This window comes from Marinibium conchae (genome assembly GCF_015595035.1).
GTDB lineage: Bacteria > Pseudomonadota > Gammaproteobacteria > Enterobacterales > Alteromonadaceae > Glaciecola.
In genome coordinates, this window is record NZ_JADNRN010000001.1 from 1,560,408 (window position 1) to 1,579,634 (window position 19,227).

Annotated in this window: 12 protein-coding genes; 5 read left to right on the top strand and 7 right to left on the bottom strand. The window is 43.4% G+C overall.

Annotated elements, in window-relative coordinates:
* Positions 1-223 precede the first annotated feature (223 nt).
* Genes ISG33_RS06590 through ISG33_RS06610 form a run of 5 tightly spaced genes read right to left on the bottom strand, consistent with a single transcriptional unit; the run spans position 224 to position 8,759 of the window.
* Positions 224-1,513, bottom strand: a complete 1,290-nt coding sequence (locus ISG33_RS06590) for a hypothetical protein (protein WP_195732690.1) — start codon at positions 1,511-1,513, stop codon at positions 224-226.
* Complete coding sequence (locus tag ISG33_RS06595) at positions 1,510-2,094, bottom strand: hypothetical protein (RefSeq protein WP_195732691.1); 585 nt, start codon at positions 2,092-2,094, stop codon at positions 1,510-1,512. Before ISG33_RS06595 ends, ISG33_RS06590 begins: the two co-directional genes overlap by 4 nt.
* Positions 2,084-3,895 (bottom strand): hypothetical protein, encoded by a 1,812-nt coding sequence (locus ISG33_RS06600; RefSeq protein ID WP_195732692.1) that lies wholly within the window; start codon positions 3,893-3,895, stop codon positions 2,084-2,086. Before ISG33_RS06600 ends, ISG33_RS06595 begins: the two co-directional genes overlap by 11 nt.
* Entirely contained in the window at positions 3,892-6,261 is a 2,370-nt protein-coding gene (locus tag ISG33_RS06605) for an FHA domain-containing protein (RefSeq protein ID WP_195732693.1), read from the bottom strand. Before ISG33_RS06605 ends, ISG33_RS06600 begins: the two co-directional genes overlap by 4 nt.
* A complete protein-coding gene (locus tag ISG33_RS06610) occupies positions 6,258-8,759 on the bottom strand; it encodes a bifunctional serine/threonine-protein kinase/formylglycine-generating enzyme family protein (RefSeq protein ID WP_195732694.1) in 2,502 nt (833 codons plus the stop codon). Before ISG33_RS06610 ends, ISG33_RS06605 begins: the two co-directional genes overlap by 4 nt.
* Before the next feature lie 180 nt (positions 8,760-8,939).
* On the opposite strand from ISG33_RS06610, the gene ISG33_RS06615 reads away from it, so the two are divergent.
* The 4 genes from ISG33_RS06615 (at position 8,940) to ISG33_RS06630 (ending at position 15,810) form a co-directional block, all read left to right on the top strand.
* A complete protein-coding gene (locus ISG33_RS06615) occupies positions 8,940-9,452 on the top strand; it encodes a hypothetical protein (protein WP_195732695.1) in 513 nt (170 codons plus the stop codon).
* Between the two features lie 124 nt (positions 9,453-9,576).
* On the top strand, positions 9,577-11,019 hold the full coding sequence (locus ISG33_RS06620) for a TolC family protein (protein WP_195732696.1): 1,443 nt from the start codon (positions 9,577-9,579) through the stop codon (positions 11,017-11,019).
* Positions 11,012-12,619, top strand: coding sequence for an efflux RND transporter periplasmic adaptor subunit (locus tag ISG33_RS06625; RefSeq protein WP_195732697.1), 1,608 nt, complete (start codon positions 11,012-11,014; stop codon positions 12,617-12,619). The genes ISG33_RS06620 and ISG33_RS06625 overlap by 8 nt, the downstream gene beginning before the upstream one ends.
* Positions 12,616-15,810: an efflux RND transporter permease subunit gene (locus ISG33_RS06630; protein WP_195732698.1), complete on the top strand. Its 3,195-nt coding sequence runs from the start codon at positions 12,616-12,618 to the stop codon at positions 15,808-15,810. Before ISG33_RS06625 ends, ISG33_RS06630 begins: the two co-directional genes overlap by 4 nt.
* 23 nt (positions 15,811-15,833) lie before the next feature.
* On the opposite strand, the gene ISG33_RS06635 is transcribed toward ISG33_RS06630, so the two are convergent.
* Both ISG33_RS06635 and ISG33_RS06640 read right to left on the bottom strand, forming a co-directional pair.
* Complete coding sequence (locus ISG33_RS06635) at positions 15,834-16,274, bottom strand: hypothetical protein (RefSeq protein WP_195732699.1); 441 nt, start codon at positions 16,272-16,274, stop codon at positions 15,834-15,836.
* The gene (locus tag ISG33_RS06640; RefSeq protein WP_195732700.1) at positions 16,258-16,824 is read right to left on the bottom strand and encodes a hypothetical protein; all 567 of its coding nucleotides are present in this window, start codon (positions 16,822-16,824) and stop codon (positions 16,258-16,260) included. The genes ISG33_RS06635 and ISG33_RS06640 overlap by 17 nt, the downstream gene beginning before the upstream one ends.
* Before the next feature lie 254 nt (positions 16,825-17,078).
* Between ISG33_RS06640 and ISG33_RS06645 the strand changes: the two genes are divergently transcribed.
* Positions 17,079-19,166: a S9 family peptidase gene (locus ISG33_RS06645; RefSeq protein ID WP_195732701.1), complete on the top strand. Its 2,088-nt coding sequence runs from the start codon at positions 17,079-17,081 to the stop codon at positions 19,164-19,166.
* Positions 19,167-19,227: the final 61 nt, after the last annotated feature.

A 19,227-nucleotide genomic window follows, 5' to 3' on the forward strand; every position in this document is an offset into this window, starting at 1 on the left:
CACTAGCATCAACATGCTTTTGATTACGCGAAATGCGCGGGATTTATTTTTAGGTAGCTTCATTGTAGCCTCCAGTTTTAGTCGTACTGAGGGCTATGAAAAGCTTAGGCTGATTTTTTTGAAAGTGGATAAAATGGTGTGCACCTAGCAGGTAGCCGAGTGCTTAACGCTCACTGGATTACTAGTAACGTGTATACTGCAATACTTAAGCTAATGTTGGTAATCAAGGCTTTTCCACCATCAGTGTTTGCGTGAGATAGCGTGGATTGATATGAGTCCTTGTAAAAAATTCAGCTAAGGTCTCGACTGATGCCTTCTCTTCTACTGGCAAGCCCGACAAATAATCAGTTAGGCTAGCTAAGTCACTCAGGTCAAGTTTCTGAGATGTGACTAGCAGAATAAATTGCCGGTTCTCTGTTTGCATGCGCGGCAAGTTAATACGCCACATTTGTTGCCCTGATGACTCAAAAGAACTTAATTCCATTACTGTTTTGGTATCGGTAATCATCCAAATCTGTGGCAAATCGACATTAGTCACCAAGTCAATGCTGCATAATTCCGAGATAAATTGAGCAGGCAATTTACTCACAAATTGCTGTTTAATGTCTTTCTTAATGAGTAAGGAATTCGCATCGCATTTGCCGCCATTTTTGCTTGTAATGAAATATGAAAGATTCAGGTTCATGGTATCGTTATGCTCTGTTTTTGAAAACGATAGATAAATGGCCGCAGATACAGCAGCGAAAAGTACTGTTAACATTAAGATTAAGACTTGCTTTAGTTTTCCTTCAGGGATGGACTTAAATATAGAAGTGTCTCGCTTATAATCGTTAGCGGCATTAGCACTTATTTCATGAGCCAAATTGCTAGCTCTGTCGCTAGCCTCACCTTCCATTTCATAATACGTCGACACCTCACCTTGCATAGAGTTTGTTGGTAAAAAGTGGGCGAAATGTGTATGTAAATCGTCAATATGCTTAAGGCTATGAGCTTTACATAGCAATTCTGGGAAATGCGATAAAGCATTATCTTCAGGATAGAAAAAACTCACCAGAGCGCCTTTTCTGGCCCATGCGCTTACATGCGGGTTGGCGCTAGTGATTTTCTCTGCTAGACCGCTTATTGATTCTACTTTGCCGCTAGAGGTATTGACTTGCCCAGTAAGGCAAAAAACAAAATCGCCAGCCTCAACATTACCGTCTCCCAGGCTGTACGCAGTTTCTGATTCAATACTCTTAATCCAGTGAGCGGTAAAAATACCAAGCTGCCAACTGCTACCTTGTTCGATGTTGCTCGCTAAATTAGTGCGATAGGCAGCTCCACCAAAATGACGCTTTATAATACCGGTGTTTTTTTCAATAAAGCCGTGGTACGCAGCACTTACGTTGACCAAATCAGGCGAACCATTAATTGTCAGCACCGACTGTAAACTGGCATCCTGCAGATCAACAACACTTTGTACGGCGACTAAACCTTTAGTTGTTGCAATAAAAATATGTACTTTTTGACTCATTCTCTATCTTTCGCCTGCAAAAACATATGTGTGTCGGGGTGACTTAGCACAGTATACAAACGGCTTTGCTTTTCTATCAACTTTTGTGCTGTTCCTTCAATCGGCTTTGGAAAGTGAAATACAGTGAATTGCTTATCAAGCAGCAAATGTAGAAATACACCATGCTCCATCGACGATGACACATCGCTATCATGCATTTTTAGGGTCAACAAAACATACACTTGATCTGGGTTGATCGGGTCGGGCTTTAATCTCAGCGAGAAACGAGCACTATCTCTTTGGGTAATTAAGTCGCTAGTGCTTGCAGAGACTTGTTTCGCACTGTCGTCCCAACAGAGTTGTTCTAATACCCGAATATATTGACTACGCAGAGCCAAGTTTGTGTTTATCGTCTTTAATATTTCTTTAGCGCGCTCAGTGCCGGGTAATTGGGCACAAAAGACTAAATCATTAAATAGCAGTTTTTGATTACTGCTACTGCCCTTTTGTTTCAGTTCTCTCAATTGCTGAGTGGCCACAAAAAGGCTTTCGGAAAACGCACTTTGTTCTTTGCTTTGCTTGGTCGGCTTATTAGTTGCCATTGAAATCTCCATGTCGCTTTTCTAATTCATCATTGAATATGAAAAGATCAGCCCTAAAAATTTCATCTAAGCCTGCATTTAGCTCATTGTGGTCTGTGTCGTCGTCAACGCTACCTTGCTCATTAACCTTGTCCCGCGCTACCGGTAAAGAGCTTACTGTGGAGGCTAAGCTTTCGCATACGCCCTGAAAGCTATTTGTAAGTTCAAGGCAATGGGAAATAGCCTGCCACGACTCTATATATAATGTTGTTTCAGTAAATGAATCTTCACTCTGAAAACCTGACCGATTATTTTTAGATAATGCTCGGTAGGCGCAATCAACCAGAGTGTGAAGCCCATCGCAAGCAAGTATCAGCTTTTGAATTTGGGTAAAGCTCGGGTTTCGGCATGATTGTTCAGTTAGTGTAGCCACAGTTTTATCGTACGCGCTTTGCAAGCAGTCGTGCGAGATAGCCAATTTTGAGCTTTGTGTAAAAAATGTTCTGTCACTTCTAAGCGCGAAAGCAACTGCCTCTAGTAGACAGGCCAAGCTGCGCTCGTCTTTTTTCACAAGCAATACAGCTGCGCAACACAATAAGGCATTCGCAGCAATCGCTTCCCATTTTTTTAGTGACGCATAGTATTGGGAGTATGGCGCAACCGGATGTTTTAATATCGTATGTTGTGAGGCCTGCGTCGTTTTATCCAATACACCGCCATTACCCTCGTCGTTTATTGCAGACACATTATTTCGCTTGCGCTGTATCAGTATCGCTTGCAAAGGAGCAAAGCTATTGAGTCGTAGTATCGACATTGGAAAGTCTTTTAGCACTCGTCGTGTCGCTAAAATTGAAGAAATATTGTGATACTGTGCTTTGGTAAGTGATTTAGGTGACTGACATAAGAATTCATAATCAAGGTCACTCACGCTACAAGCCGAGACCTGCTCATACAAGCCGTTTTTTTGAAGGGGGTCGTTAACGTCAGTGTCGAATGAATGCGCGTGTTTGATGTTGAGCTTGTCAAACTCAATACGCTGAGTTTCTTGGTAATCGAGCATATCAAAAAAAGCACTTTGAAAGCGAACAAAACCTTCTTGCTGACCGCTTTGCTGCCAAAAAGCCAGTATCGCGGCGTCGTCTAATGCGTCAAAAGGCTTAATAGCCTGATGTTGTCGACACTCTTGGTGGTAGTTGTGAAGCCAATTATCTATATAACGATATTTTTGTTGTAAGCCTGCATTGCGCAAATGCTTTTTAAGAAGGTCGTATATTTTTTTCTGCAGGAGCGATGCGAACTTCGAAACACCTTTACTATCGCTACCTTTTAGGTTTAGCTGAATTTCGTCAATTAGCCCATGAAAGTGACTTAGCAACCACTCGAGAAAGGCTGCCAATAAATTCACCCGTGTTGCTGAAACAGTAAAAGTATCTTTGCCCGATTGGTAGTGTAATCCTTGGGCGTTTAAACGCCATTTCGCGTCATTAGCGAAAGGCTGAGCCCCCTGGCTTTTGGTCGCGTCCTGTTGATTGTTAAGCAGGGCCGATATTGCCACTCTAAATGTACTTGCATTGCAGCTATCTTGTAGCCAAAAAAATGATAATAGAGCATTCGACTTATGTTGGTTAAGCTCTATGACAGGCCAGCATAAATAGCAAAGCTCCAAACATAACTTTCCGTAATTTCTGCATACAATATATTGCGCCAATTTATCGATTGTTTTGTGTGAATACTTTAGTCGACCCTGCAAGTTTACGGTTTCTCGAAGTAACTCGAAGTCTGCTTGAAGTTGCTCACTAACGCCGCTTGAAATCGTCGTCATAGGTCGCCCTGTTGCTGAGGTTTTTTCTGAGCATGCGCTAGTCCCTCAACTGCTATTTCGCTTCCGTGCATAGCTTGACTTATCTGCTCACTGTAAACTGTTTCACCAATAATATGATTCTCGCTATCTGCTGTTGCTGGTTGGGCATCGTGCAGATTTAGCGTAAACACCTGACTCCCTATTTGTAAGGTTAACGTTTCTATCAGCGGCATAGGACCATTAAGCGGCGCACCATCAACCAAAATATCATTGGCTTCTGCAATGTGCGTTTGCGACTTATTGGGCATAGGAAATAGCCACATAGATGGATAAATCTGCAATCTTAGTAGTGCTTTATTAGCGATTTCTGTTTGTGTCTGATGATGTGATTTAGCGAAATACTCACTCGCGCTCAGCCATCGCAATTCGTGTTTGTCTTGCATTAGATAAAAATCGCTTTTACTCATGTACCATTTTGTATTTATGGAGGAACTCAAAAAGTTCACTGCAGAATTCATCTCAGGGGGCGGCATTATCGTGTTTTGGCATAAGCTCAAACATAAACATTCATTCCCAAAAACATGTTCAACTTGAATCCCTATTGGAGCCATCTCGTCGGGTGGCAGTAGATGAATTTGGTCCATTGCGCTTAACCGGTGGGTATGCTGTTGTCTCACTTTGATATATTGAAACCATACGCCGTTAGTTGAGCCCAAGTCTGATAGACTGTAACCATGATCATCACATTCAATCACCGCACTTCGACCAACTCGAGACACATTTTTTTGTGGTAAAAGAATTTGCACCGCCATACATAGATTAGTGTCTGGCGAAGGTCTCCCCAGATGAAGCTTTTGATTACAGTTGATGATTAATTTTTGCTCATGGGACTGAATTGATAGACCTTGCCCAGTAAGACTCTTGTTTTTAAGTAAGCGGGTTAATAGGCGTTTTATTGAGTCGATTTGGAAGTCGATAACAGGGCGATCATGTTGCTCATGATTCTTACACAAGGCGAGCGCTTCATAAGCTTGAAATAGAGACAGGTAGAGTCTACCTTCCTGTGCCAATTTAACAGCACTCTCTACTCGCTGTTTCCATTCTTTGCGCTCATTTTTAGTCTCTCGATTTTTTTCTCGTTGAGCATTAATAGCTGATGAAAGGGCTAACGCTGAGATATTCGATGCATTTTGTTCTATTGCCCTTTTCACGTACACACTCGCTGAATCCACCTCATAGTTATGCAAGAGATCTGTCGCATTCTCAAACCACATACTCGACTGCTCTACTCGCTTTTCAATCGCCTGCTTCTTTTTCAGGCAAGTCTTGCTTAACAAAAATGGATAAGGAAGCACGAGAATTCTGTTCACCAAGCTTAACCATTTTCCTGACTGGTTGCCTGCTTCCAATTGATTTAACTTCCAGGAGAGTGCAGAGCGCGCAACAAGAGTGAGACTTAGGAGACATATTCCAAGCAATGCAAACCATAAAAGGACAAGCTCCAGCGCGTAGGGAGTATGTGCTCTTTGTAGCTTAAATTGATTGTCTTGCTTAACAAAACGAAAATTCGTAGGCGCATCTAAACGTTCTATTAATGTTAAAGCCTGTTGCCGAAATTGTGCTGGCGTGAAGGGAGAATCTACTTTGTACTCGACACTTTGTATGGGTAAGAGAAGCGATAGGAAAGCCCGCTCAGTTTCTTCGCTACTTAACTCAGATTGGATATCTGCTGTGCTTGGAAGCAACAGGCTCGCCAATATCCTTGCTTCTTGCTGACTATAATCCTCAAGTCGTAAATGATATGTATAGCGCTTATCTTGATTCAGAAGCTCGGCTACGAGCTGGGTCGCTAGCGATTGGTTTACAATCGCAATATTTTCCTGCTTCGTATTTGCTCCGGCTGCGCCCTCATTCACATCTGAAGCTTGCGCAAGCTCAAAATTAAGTCGCTCAGATTTTGAGAAAAGCACCACTGCAGACAAGGTATCGATCGCTCTAAGGCTCACTTCATATCGCCAGTTTTCATTTTCGCCAGCTTCCGACACTGTGCTTGATTGTTGAAGTTTGGCGCTGTAAAAAAGCAATAAATTGACTTGCTGCTTTTCGGGTTCAAGCGCTTCATTCACTAGCGAGAATTCGTCAATAAAAACGCGCATATTTGGTTTACCGCAGAAGCTCACAAGACAATCGAGACCAAAGCTTTCGGGTGCCCTCAATGTTATCGAGCGCTCAATAAACGCTTCGGTGACAATTTGCTCGAAGTGCTGATTAAGTTCGCGATTGTCGTCTTGGGCTACTAGGATAGCTTGCCATTGATTAGCGCCTAAGCTATCGGCAGAAAGTGCACTCAGTAGGATTAGAACAAAGGCTTTCATGGCTATTTTCATGTTGGTCCTTGATGATGAACAATTTCCACCAAACGAAAACCAGTGGTGTGAGATCTCACTGTCTTTTTTAATACTTGATAATGTTCAGGTGACATTGTAGCTGCATTGTCAAACCACGATCCCCCCTTCACTACTGCTTGATCACAACGAGGGGCGAGCGTCTGACTTGCAGCTTTGCCACAATCTTGCATCCATTCTTGTACATTACCCTGCAAATCATAAAGTTGCCATTGATTTGCGGCAAAACTCCTCACTGGTGCAGTCGTTCTGGCATACTGACCAGCAAAACTGGAGGTGCTAATACAATCTTTACAATGCCCCATACTGCGAGTTTTACTCAAGGCTAAGTTGCTATTATCGCCATTGCCATTGACAGACCGAGTAGCGAATATCCACTCTTTTTCGGTAGGCAATCGCAACTCAGTTCCAGTGATAGACGATAGCCAGGGTATGAATTTTTCTTGTATATCATACCAGCTCACGTTGACTACGGGGTGGTTTGGACGACTAAAGATAACAGCCCGCTGATCAGTCGACACCCTAGAGCTCGTAGCGCATTTACCGGCAGCAACGCACGCCATATAAAGGCTGTTGCTGACTTCGGTCGACATCATTCTAATTCGCTTTTGTGAATCAGGGATCTTAGGCAGCAATATAAATTCAACGGGAATGCCATCTGCAACTCTTGGGTCGCTATTGCCAATAAAGTAGCGACTATCAGATAAGCTCAGTGTTGCGTTTATATTGAAACTTGGTAAACGTAAAGACACTTTCTTTTTTATCGTGGTAAAGCCATTTCTACTCAACCTTAAGATGTAGTCGCCTTCAGTGAGTTGCCCACTAAGTACTTCATCACCACTGAGGGACTGAAAGCTGACTACCGCGTCTGCGGGCTGAACATTCAGGCGCACTTGCACTACTTGCGCAGGTAACGACGATTCGATGCGCATTGTTTTATCGCTCTGGTGGGTATCGATTTGGTTCGTATGGATCGCTTCCTGATTATTAGCACTAGAAGTATTAGCCGTTGAAGGCGTTACCCGTGGTTTAGAAAACTCGACAATGTTAGGAATCAGTGCGGCAAGCAACACCCCCCCCATTACTGCACAAAAGCGAAAGAAATAGCGCCAACTTAATAAGCTAGTTGTCTTGATTTTAGCTTGATGAGTTTTAGCTTGATTAGTATGACAAAACACTAAGTTTTCCCGAGCGGCAATTTTTTCCTCCAAGTGACTTGGTTGCGACAACACAGCATTGCCTAATTCAAGTAGACGCGCTTTGTGTTGCCCATCAAGAGGCCCATTGGCAGCAATAATTGCCTGATCTACCTGCTCTATCCAGAGCGAAAAGCGAGCAAAATCAGGCCTCTCTTTTTTGAGTTGTCGCGTTACCCTTTCTATAAATTGAATAAATCCGGCTTCGTCATAGTTTTCATGAAGCACAGCTTTGGCCTGTAAAGAGAGACGTTGGAAGTTTTTCTCATCAACTTCAGCCTCACTGACTAAAAGGGCAATAATATCATTTTTTATGGCTGATAAGGATTCTGTCTCAGGTGAAGAAGCCGCTGACCATTGTTGAGTAGTCGCATGGTAAGAGGCGCGATTTTTTATGGCTTGTTCATCGTTTGTGTTATCGCTAAACGCATCGTCGATTTCTGATGCATCAATTTTTTGGTTTTGACTTTGATATTCCCTGCTAGAAGATAAATCGCTTAGCACTTGCTCGATTAGTCCTTGGATTTGAAGTGCGTTATGGGGCCTATGTTCGGGTGCAGCCGCTAGCAAACTGCGAAGCAAATAGTAGATTTTCTCATGTGCAGTTGACGTTGATTGCTCCGAGTCGTGGGCTTTGGGTCTGCAAGGCAGTCGACCAAATAAACAACGAAACAAAATCTGACCGAGTGAGTAAAAATCCGAATGAACGGACAAGTTAGTCTTACCCAACATTTGCTCTGGACTTGCATAGGCGGGCGTGCCAGCTAGATTATAATGAGTGTACGATAAATATGAATTGGATGTTCGCGAGTCGTTCTGAGTTTTAGTGTCGGAATTTACCGATATCCCAAAATCAATAATTTGCACTTCGTCGTTATCGTCGAGAAGAATATTGGCTGGTTTTAGGTCCAAATGGAGAATACCCGCTCGATGAATACAAGCTAGACCTTTCAGCAACTGCAAAGCAATCGACAATGACTTTGTTACACTGAGTTTGTTGTCCTCTCCTAATAGTGTAGCTAGGCTTCGCTTGTAATAAGGCATGACGAGATAGGGCTGTGCTTGATCATCATCAACAAAGCCATAACTCATGAAATTTATGATATTGGGAGATGATGCCAAACCATGCAAAAGCTTCGCTTCGCTTAAAAAGTTAGTGGTTGAGCCAGTAAATACTTTAACTGCAACTTGTACATCTAACAAAGGGTCTTGAGCCAGGTAAACCGACGCACTTCCTCCTCGGTCGATAAGTCCAAGTACTCGATATTTACCTATAGTGTTCAACCAAGTCTCCTTGTATTAGCACAAAATCAACAACGCTGTTACTTTGGCTACTTTTTCTTATAAAGGCAAATTTACCAGCCTCACTAATACACATTATAAATTTTTCGCTCCCTGGCCTTTGTGTCGAACAAATGGCGCTAGAGTAGTTTTACATCTTCAAAAAGCAAAAAACATGCAAATATGCAGAATTTCCCCACCCTTTTCTTTACAGCAGACTTAGCCTATACTTCTAGCATGAAAAAGAACATGTTTGTGTATTTCGTAGCGATAGTCCTCCTATTGGCTCAAGTTGGCCAAGGCTTCGCTGTTGCAGCTAACACACTCACTGCGCAGCCGGCTTGCAACATGAACGACGCCGACATGACCATGATGATGCAGAGCAGTGACATGCGCGACGCCGAAGGTGACAATGAAAACGACGTTCTAGAAACTGACGACAACAGCAACACAAATGAGTCGCATTGTTGTGAAATGAATGCAGAACTGAGCAATGAACTGGGCAAAGAACCGAGTAAGTGCAAAAATGACTGCAACGAATGTGGTTGCGCTCATTTTGCCTCAGCAAACTTCATGCTCTTTGCGAAGTCTCCCTCGCTCACCACCAATATCATTAGAAGTAAGGTAATTCGCTTTTTGGGATTACAGCCAAGCGCTGCTTTTAGCAACAAAAACCACCGCCCTCCTATTTCTTAAACCAACATTAGAAGCGTAAAGCATTCGCTAAGTTTTACCAGACTCGTGAGTATATGAATTATTAATGCGCACAGGACTCGGTAAGCATTAGCGTATCGTCTATTTTGTTTGTTTGAGATTGACCATGAAAAAGAATTTGCCTAGCTCTATGAATCGAGCTTTTTTCACCGTTTTTAGACCTAAGTTATACCTGTCTATTGCCTTAACCTGCTTGCTTAATGTTCCGCTAGCTTTTGCTAAGCTGCCAGAAAAGACGGCGATAAAGCAAAGTTATCCTGATCAACATACCGTTCAACTCTCGCTGAGTGACGCAAAAGCAGCGGTATTGCAACAAGATCAATGGTTGCAGAAAAGCCAGTATCAAGAAAAAGCGCTGCGCTCGAAAAGTAGCGCAGCTCTTGCCCTTCCCGATCCGGTAGTAAATTTGTCGGTGTTGAACCTACCTACCGATGGCTTTGCTTTCGATCAAGAAGCAATGACTCAGCTAAAAGTGGGGATTCAACAAGATATACCACAAGGGAATAGCAGAGAGATTGAAAATCAACGCTTACGAACCATGGCCAAAGAAGAGCCCCTATTGAGGGAGTATAGAAAAAAGCAGCTAGTATTAAGAACGACCGTACTGTGGTTAAACGCTTATCAAGCACAAAAAAGCGTAGAGCTCACGCAAGAAGCATTACCACTGGTGAAGAAACTGCAGGATCTCAGCGAAGCAGAATATTCGTCGAGCTTTAGCGATGTGACCCAGCAAGATGTCATTCAGGCTGAAATCGATATTGCAGAACTTAGTGAGCGCCTAATTCGATTCAAAACCGAAAAAGAAAACGCGACAGCCCAGCTAGGTCAGTACCTATATCCCATTGAATCGCCAACCGACCTTAGCAAAGATTTCAGCAATGATTGGCACTTTAATTTTGAGGATATCGCCGAGCAAGAGTCGCAATTGGCTAGTGTTATTAAGCTACTCAGCAAAGATAAACACGAGTTGCTGTTGATGCTGAAAAATCACCCCTTGTTCTTAATTAACAAGCAACGCATTGCAGCGGGAAACTTGTCGACCGACCTAGCCAAGCAAGCCTACAAGCCGAAATGGGGGCTTAATGCGAGTTACGGCTTGCGTAGCGATTCACCTCAGGGCAATAGTCGAGCAGACTTCTTCTCGGTCGGCGTTAACGTTAACCTGCCTCTATTCTCCAATACCAAAGTTGATGCAGAAGTGGCTAGTAGTATTCAATCAACAGAAGCTATGCGCACCGATGGATTATTGTTACTCAAAGAATTGTTATCGGGCTTAACTGTTGCTTTAAGTAGACTAGACGGCTTGCAACAGCGCCGCCAAATTTATGAACAAAATATAATACCAAAACTACAACAACAAGTGAGGTCTAACCAAAGCGCCTATGCCAGTGATCGAGGTAGTTTATCCAAGCTAGTGAAAACAAAACTCCGTGAAGTGAAAGCTAATATCACTTTATTGCAAATCCGAAGCGAACAATACAAAACGCTGGCAGAAGTTCACTACCACATTAGCACTTCGATAACACCAATGGAGAAAAACAATGACTAAATTATCGAATAAACGCGACGCTAGAAAATGGTTAATCGTACTTTTTGTTGGGGTTTTGGCAGCTATGTTAATTGCCCTTGTTGTTTCTCGTCTTTATGTTAGTGCAAATGGAAATGGAAGTGCCAGCGCTCATAAAATGGGTGATGAAGGGAAGAACATGGCTAGCGAAGCTGAAATTTTGTACTGGGTAGCGCCCATGGATGCAAACTTTAGGCGAGATAAACCAGGAAAGTCGCCTATGGGCATGGACTTAGTGCCAGTTTACGCCAACGATAATGGAGCTGCTAGTGCTGACGCAGGCCTAGTACAGATTAGTGCCAGAATAGAAAATAATTTAGGAGTGAAGACCGATGTTGTTAAGTTCATTCCAAATGAAGTCAGTTTGCATCTGAGTGGTCAGCTTGCATTCGCTCAAGATAACATTGCCCACATTCATCCTCGGGTCACTGGTTGGATAGAAAAGCTCTATGTGCGCAGTGTCGGCGAAGAAGTCACTCAAGGAGACGCGCTTTATACCTTGTACTCCCCAGAACTGGTTAACGCACAAGAAGAATATTTACTGGCACTCAAACAAGCAAACAGCAATATTATTAACGCCGCACAGGCGCGTTTGCAGGCGCTTAACTTGCCTTTAAAAGCAATTGAAGAAATTCGACAAACTCAGCTTATTCAGCGAGAAGTGACATTTTATGCCCCTCAATCTGGCGTGATTAAAGAACTTAATATTCAAGAAGGTTTTTACGTTAGTCCATCGAAAACCATGTTGTCTATTGCGGCCATTGACCAACTCTGGGCCATATTGGATGTGTTTGCCAGTGACGCGGCCAAGCTTGCTGTCGGCCAGACTGTATATCTGAATTCTGAGTTTTTCCTGGCGCAACAGATAACAACTCAGGTCGCTTACATTTACCCGACTCTTGAGCCGACAAAAAAAACCTTACAAGCACGTGTAAACGTGAGTAATACCGATAAACGCCTTAAACCCGGCATGTTCGTTAGCGCTCAACTGGATACAAAAATGCAAAACACTCACCACGAAGCAAGCGAAGTCTTGGTGGTGTTGCGAGATGCAGTAATCGACACCGGCAAGCAAACTCGGGCTGTTCTGGCGCTGGGCGATGGTCAGTACAAATCGATAGCAATCACGACGGGCCGACTCTATGGTAGCTATATTGAGGTAGTTGAAGGCTTGCGCGAGGGCGACAAAATAGTAAGCTCCGCTCAATTTTTACTAGATTCTGAGAGTAGTATTAGCTCTGACTTTTCTCGGATTGACGGCAATGATACGCCACTACCTGACACGAGCGGTGAAGTGAGTGCTTGGACCCATGCGACAGTTGAAGAAGTGTTCATTGATGAGGCAATGCTTAAGCTCAGTCATGGTCCGCTTGCTGAATTCAATATGATGGGGATGACAATGAATTTCCTAATTTCAGACAGCCTTAATATTAACGACTTCAGAGCGGGGCAAGATTTACACGTAGAAATCGTGAAAAGCAATTCTGGTATGTATAAAGTTTCTACCGTTCATTTTATGCAGGATTCAACAGAGGCTACAGTAGACAGCCCAACAACTGCCAATGAAGAGAACCAATTATGATTGCTAACCTCATTCATTGGTCGATTAAGAATCGCTTGCTGGTACTCTTGGTTACGCTATTGATATCGGGCTTTGGTTTATATTCCGTACAAAAAACGCCAGTAGATGCAATACCCGATCTCTCAGATGTTCAAGTGATTGTAAAAACATCCTACCCAGGCCAAGCGCCTCAAGTAGTTGAAGAGCACATAACCTACCCTATCAGCAGTGCAATGTTGTCGGTGCCGGGAGCGCATACTGTAAGAGGCTTTTCATTTTTTGGTGACTCTTACGTGTATATTATTTTTGATGACAACACCGATATTTACTGGGCACGTAGCCGGGTTTTAGAATATCTTTCGCAAGTCAGCAGTAGCTTGCCACCGAGCGCAAAAACTCAATTAGGGCCCGACGCCAGCGGTGTTGGTTGGGTATATATGTACGCCTTGAGTGACGAATCTGGCAAGCATAGCCTTGCAGACCTCACTAGCATTCAGAATTGGTTTTTAAAATATGAATTGCAAACCCAGTCAGGAGTCGCTGAGGTCGCCACGGTAGGCGGCATGGTGAAGCAATATCAAGTGATAGTCGACCCCATGAAATTGCAAAGCTATCAGTTACCACTAGCCACAGTGCACAAAGCAATAGAGCAAGCAAATCAGGCATCCGGCGCTTCTGTGATTGAAATTGCTGAAGCCGAATACATGGTGACAACCTCTGGCTATCTTAGCAAACGAAGCGACATTGAAAACATTCCAGTGCTGCTGTCAGGCCCAAAGACGCTTAAAAAGCGCGATGATAATTACGGCACGAGTACATCTACAACAACGCCTTTGCTGCTAAAAGATATCGCAAGAGTAGAGATTGGCCCGCAAATGCGCCGCGGAGTTGCTGAGCTTGACGGCCGTGGCGAGAGTGTTGGCGGCATAGTAGTCATGCGCCACGGTGAAAATGCACAACAAACAATTAACGCTGTGAAGAACAAACTCAAGGCCTTGCAAAATAGTCTGCCAGACGGCGTTAAAATAACCACTGTCTATGACCGCTCAGCATTAATCGAGCGATCGATCGACAACCTAACGATGAAACTACTTGCTGAATTCGCGGTCGTTAGCATTATTTGCATTGTTTTTTTGTTCCATTTACCTTCCTCTTTCGTTGCCATCATCAGCTTACCCATTGGTATTTTGGTAGCTTTCAGCATAATGCACATGCAGGGAATTAATGCGAATATTATGTCCTTAGGTGGCATTGCTATTGCCATTGGTGCGATGATAGACGGTGCAATAGTACTTGTGGAAAATATGCATAAGCACATTGAAAAGGAGCCTTTGACACAGCAAAACCGATGGAAGATTGTTGCCAAATCGGCCAGCGAAGTTGGCCCTGCCCTGTTCTTTAGTCTGCTAATCATTACCGTTAGTTTTATACCTGTATTTACCCTAGAAGCACAGGAGGGGCGAATGTTTACTCCTCTTGCGTATACCAAAACCTATGCAATGGCAGCGGCTGCTATACTAGCAGTTACCCTAGTGCCAGTGCTGATGGGCTATTTTGTACGAGGTAACATTCGCCCAGAAAGTACAAATCCACTTAATAAAGCTCTCATAAGCGTTTATCGCCCCATATTGAGAGGCGTTTTGCACCACCCCAAACTCACCTTGCTGATGGCACTTGTCATTATGGGGCTAGGCTTGTACCCCTTAAACAAAATGACAACTGAATTCATTCCGCCTTTTGATGAAGGGGATTTGATGTATATGCCAAGTACCTATCCTTCGATATCAGTGGGTAAAGCACGACAAATATTGCAACAAACAAACAAGCTGATAAAAACACTTCCTGAGGTTGAACATGTATTTGGCAAAGTAGGTAGAGCCGACACCGCCACCGATCCTGCGCCACTCACAATGATCGAGAGCAATATAAAGCTGAAACCCAAGTCAGAATGGCGTGACGGCTTAAGCACCGACGACCTCATTCAGGAATTAGATGCCCTAGTCGACTTCCCGGGAATAACGAATGCTTGGGTTATGCCGATTAAAACACGAATCGATATGCTTGCCACTGGCATCAAAACGCCAATTGGTATCAAAATCAGCGGGCCAGATCTTGCAACGATTCAACATATTGGTGAAGAAATAGAGAGTACTTTATCGAACATGGAAGGCTCTGCCTCTGTGTATGCTGAACGCTCAGTGGGCGGGCGCTATATTCATATCGACATCGATCGAGTGGCAGCAGCACGCTTCAACATAAGTATAGCCGAATTACAAAAATTCATTGCTAGCGCAGTTGGTGGACGCAATATTACCACTACCGTAGAGGGCCTCGAACGTTATCCAGTGCAATTACGCTTTGCGCAATCCTATCGAGACTCACCTGAACGCTTAGCGCAGCTTCCTTATATCACAGCAACAGGAGCCCATGTACAACTGTCGGATCTAGCAACAATCAACATAGTGAATGGTCCTGCTGGCATCAAAAGCGAAAATGCTCGCCCTTCTGGCTGGGTATATATCGACATTGAAAATATCGATGTGCAAGGCTACGTTGACGCAGCATCAACAAAGATTGTTGAGCAAGTCGCGTTACCGCCAGGCTATTCAATCAGCTTCAGTGGCCAATTTGAATACATGCAAAGGGCAAAAGATAAATTGAGCTATGTGATCCCACTCACCCTTGGGATCATCGTGCTGCTACTTTACTTAAGTTTCAAAAGTTTCGCGCAAGTTACTCTCATATTAGTCACTTTACCCTTGGCCCTTATTGGCGGATTGTGGCTAAGCTACCTGTTAGATTTTAGCTTATCGGTAGCTGTTGGTGTGGGTTTCATTGCCTTGGCAGGTGTTGCCGTTGAAATTGGGATAATTTTGTTAAGCTATCTTGATTCAGCCTATGCCAAACTGCACAACAAAAAAACGCAAAATGGCGCAGAATCTACTGCATTTAACACCGACATTTTGCAAGAAGCGATCATACAAGCATGTGAGAAACGAATACGCCCCATTATGATGACTTCAACCTCCATTATATTTGGCCTGCTTCCTGTCTTGTTCGGTGACGGTGCTGGCTCAGAACTAATGAGTCGCATAGCGGCGCCCATGGTAGGAGGAATGATAAGTGCTTTATTCCTAAGCCTGATAGTATTGCCGGTGCTTTATTATCTGTGGAGAAAGTCAAGCGATGGAAAAAGTGTGTCATCACAGTAGCTCGCCGCAAATATGACTGTTAGTCACCATCCATAATAGATTGGCGCGTTGTTTTTTTGTGATTCGGGTTGGGTACTGGTATTTTCCAGCGAACTCTTAGGCTCCAGCCCGCTTGTTGATGGATTATCAATAAGCATTGGCGAGCTTTCTTCAGAGCTCAGTGAATTTGATGCAAAGTGTCTGCGTATATTCTGCATTCTCAGCGTTTGCAAACGCTCAATGAGCAGCGCTTTGTTACTTTCAGATTTTGCTGTGATTATTGCTCCCATGGCACTGTAAGCGCGGTTGGATAATGCGATTTGCTTAGCCTTAATCATTGCGCTTTGTGCTTGTGCGCGTTGCTCATATAATTGCGGCTCTGGCATCGCCGAGTCGCTTGTGTGAAGTGTTAAGGAAGCGCTAAAAGTGACAATAACAAAACCCGCTACCAAGGCAAATACGCCTTTATTAACCAAATTTTGCATTCAATACCTCAAACCATTCGTCATTCATTAACGCTAATTCAAACTTATATTGTGAAAAGTGTTGTTGTATTTCAGTCAGTTCGGAAATAGATGTGTGTGGTGCAAGCACTAAAACAAGCTCGACACTTTCTGAATCGCTGCCTCGTTTTGTTTTCGCCATGTTAAGTTCTTCAAACTCAAAGGGTAATAGTGATTGGTTATAAAACTGCTTGTTAAAAATAAAGACAAAATAGCGTTTGCTTGTTTCCTCGTTTGCCTTCAGTGCTTCGCTATCATTAGCAGGAGCATCCTCTGCATCTCTGACTTTTTGAATGTGGCTTTCTATATTTTGTTCATCCATCATCGTTTTCGGTAGTTCGCTTGATGACGATGAAGACGCCAGAGAAGGAGGGAGACCAATAGATATGAGAGCAAGCATCAGCAAGGAGAAAAACGCCATCGACAAGGCCAAAGCAACTTCGGTCATAGCTTGGGCACTCGTGTCATGCACATGTAAAGACGATGCACCACGCGGAAGAGTATTTCCGTCTTGTATTTTTATTGAATTCATTTACCAACCTCTTTGCTTATCGCTTTACTTATCGCTTTTCCTAGGCATCAAGCCTTAATACTAAGTGCTAAATGGTGATTAGTGGCTACATCCCATTTCAATATGTAAGCTTTATTTCACTGTTTTACTGATTTAGTGATATGAAAAGTTTAGGGATATTTTTTCTTTATAGTCGCAATTGTCGTAAGCTAGAGTAAGAAATATTGAAGTAAACCCACAACAAATTACTATGAGCCCATTGCAAAGGAATCTACATGAAAATAATAAGGCCCCTGTCAATATTCAATACGAGCTTAATAGCATGCTTGATGAGTTTTTCTCAGTTTAGCTTTGCTGATACACAACATGATACTGAGAAACTCGATTACCAAGATGTGTTTGAGCTTGAATATGCAGCGTCACCTGTATTTCATCCAAAAAGAGAAATGTTAGTGTACGAACGTCGTTCCATGGATATCATGCAAGACCGCATGAGAGTTCAGTTATGGGCCGTAGACTTAAGTTCAAAACAGCACACACCTTTGCTTGCCGACGAACACAGTTACACTTCACCAAAGTTCTCTCCGACGGGCGACCGCTTAGCTTATTTATCAGCCAAGAGTGGCAGTCAACAAATTTATGTACATTGGTTAGCACAAAACCGCAGCGCGAAGCTGTCTAACTTGCAACACAGTCCATCAAACATTACGTGGTCTCCCGACGGTAAAACAATAGCATTTACCATGTTCACCCCCTCTAAAGCAGAATCACTCTTCACAGAAATGCCTCAGCAGCCCAAGGGAGCAAGCTGGGCGGGGAGCGCCAAATATATTGATAGCACGCAATACAGAAGTGACGGCGCAGGCTTCAACCAAGCCGGGAATTCACAGGTTTATATACTGTCATCCGAGGGTGGCACACCACGCCAATTAACTTTTGGTGCTTACAATCATAATGGCCCCTTAAGTTTTTCAAAGAATGGAAAGTCGATATTCTTCAGTGCAAATCGCAACAAAGATTGGGAGTTGTTACCTCTTGAAAGCGATATTTACAAGGTCGATATTGCCTCTAGTCAGTTAACAAAGACAACTCATAGCTCGGGGCCTGAATCATCCCCTATGCTTAGCCCGGATGGTAAGTATCTGGCTTACCAATGGGTGAATGATAGAAAGCTAAGCTACCAAGTAAATCAGATCATGTTACAGGCTTCGAATTCAAACGATGGAAGTTCCGAAAGCAAAGCCAATGCACGCTCGCTAACTCCGCAACTCGACCGTCAAATCGGGGCTATGAAGTGGGCAAAAAATAGTAAAGGCCTATATTTTAGCTACATCGATAAGGGCAAAACCAAGTTAGCCTATGTATCAACAGCAGGGAAACTAAAAACCTTAGCTGCGGAACTTGGAAGCCAAGCCTTAGGTCGCCCATATACTTCTGGCGAATTTGCAGTGTCAAACGACGGTGAAGTTGTGTATACCATCAACAACCCGCAACGTCCTGCCGACTTGGCTTTAATGAAAAAGCGCGGAAAACCAGAACTTCTCACCCAGCTTAACGAAGATGTTTTTACTGGTACAGCGTTGGCGAGCGTTGAGAAACTTCCCGTTTTATCATCAATTGATCAACTTGAAATTGATGCATGGATTGCTTACCCACCTCACTTTGATAAGAGCAAAAACTATCCTATTATTTTAGAGATCCACGGCGGCCCTCACGCGGCTTACGCTTCAACTTTTAGTATGGAATTACAACTGATGGCAGCGAAAGGCTATATTACGGTATGGTCTAACCCGAGAGGGAGTTCGTCGTATGGTGAAGATTTTGGTAATTTAATACACCACAATTATCCATCTCAAGACTATAACGATCTAATGGATGTCGTTGATGCAGCCATTGCCAAAGGCAATGTCGATACTCGAAACCTGTTTATAACAGGCGGTTCAGGTGGCGGTGTGCTGACCGCATGGAGCATAGGTAAAACTGACCGCTTTGCCGCGGCAGTGGTTGCTAAACCAGTGATTAATTGGCTGAGCTTTGCCTTAACCGCTGACGCTTACCCATTTTTCACACAATATTGGATGGAAGATATGCCGTGGAATATCAGTGAAAAGTTATGGGCTCGCTCACCTTTATCACTAGTTGGCAATGTAAAAACGCCAACCATGCTATTAACGGGCGAAGCTGATTATAGAACCCCAATGAGTGAGACTGAGCAGTACTACCAAGCATTGCGTTTGCAGAAGATCCCCTCAGCCATGGTAAGAATCCCAGGCGCCTCACACGGAATAGCCTCTCGACCAAGTCACTTAATTCAAAAAGTAGGAAATATCGTGGCTTGGTTTGATAAGTACAAAAGCGAATAAGGGCAGTTCAATCATTAAGCCACTGCGAGTGAGCTTAAAACACTATTGTGCTTGAGTAACA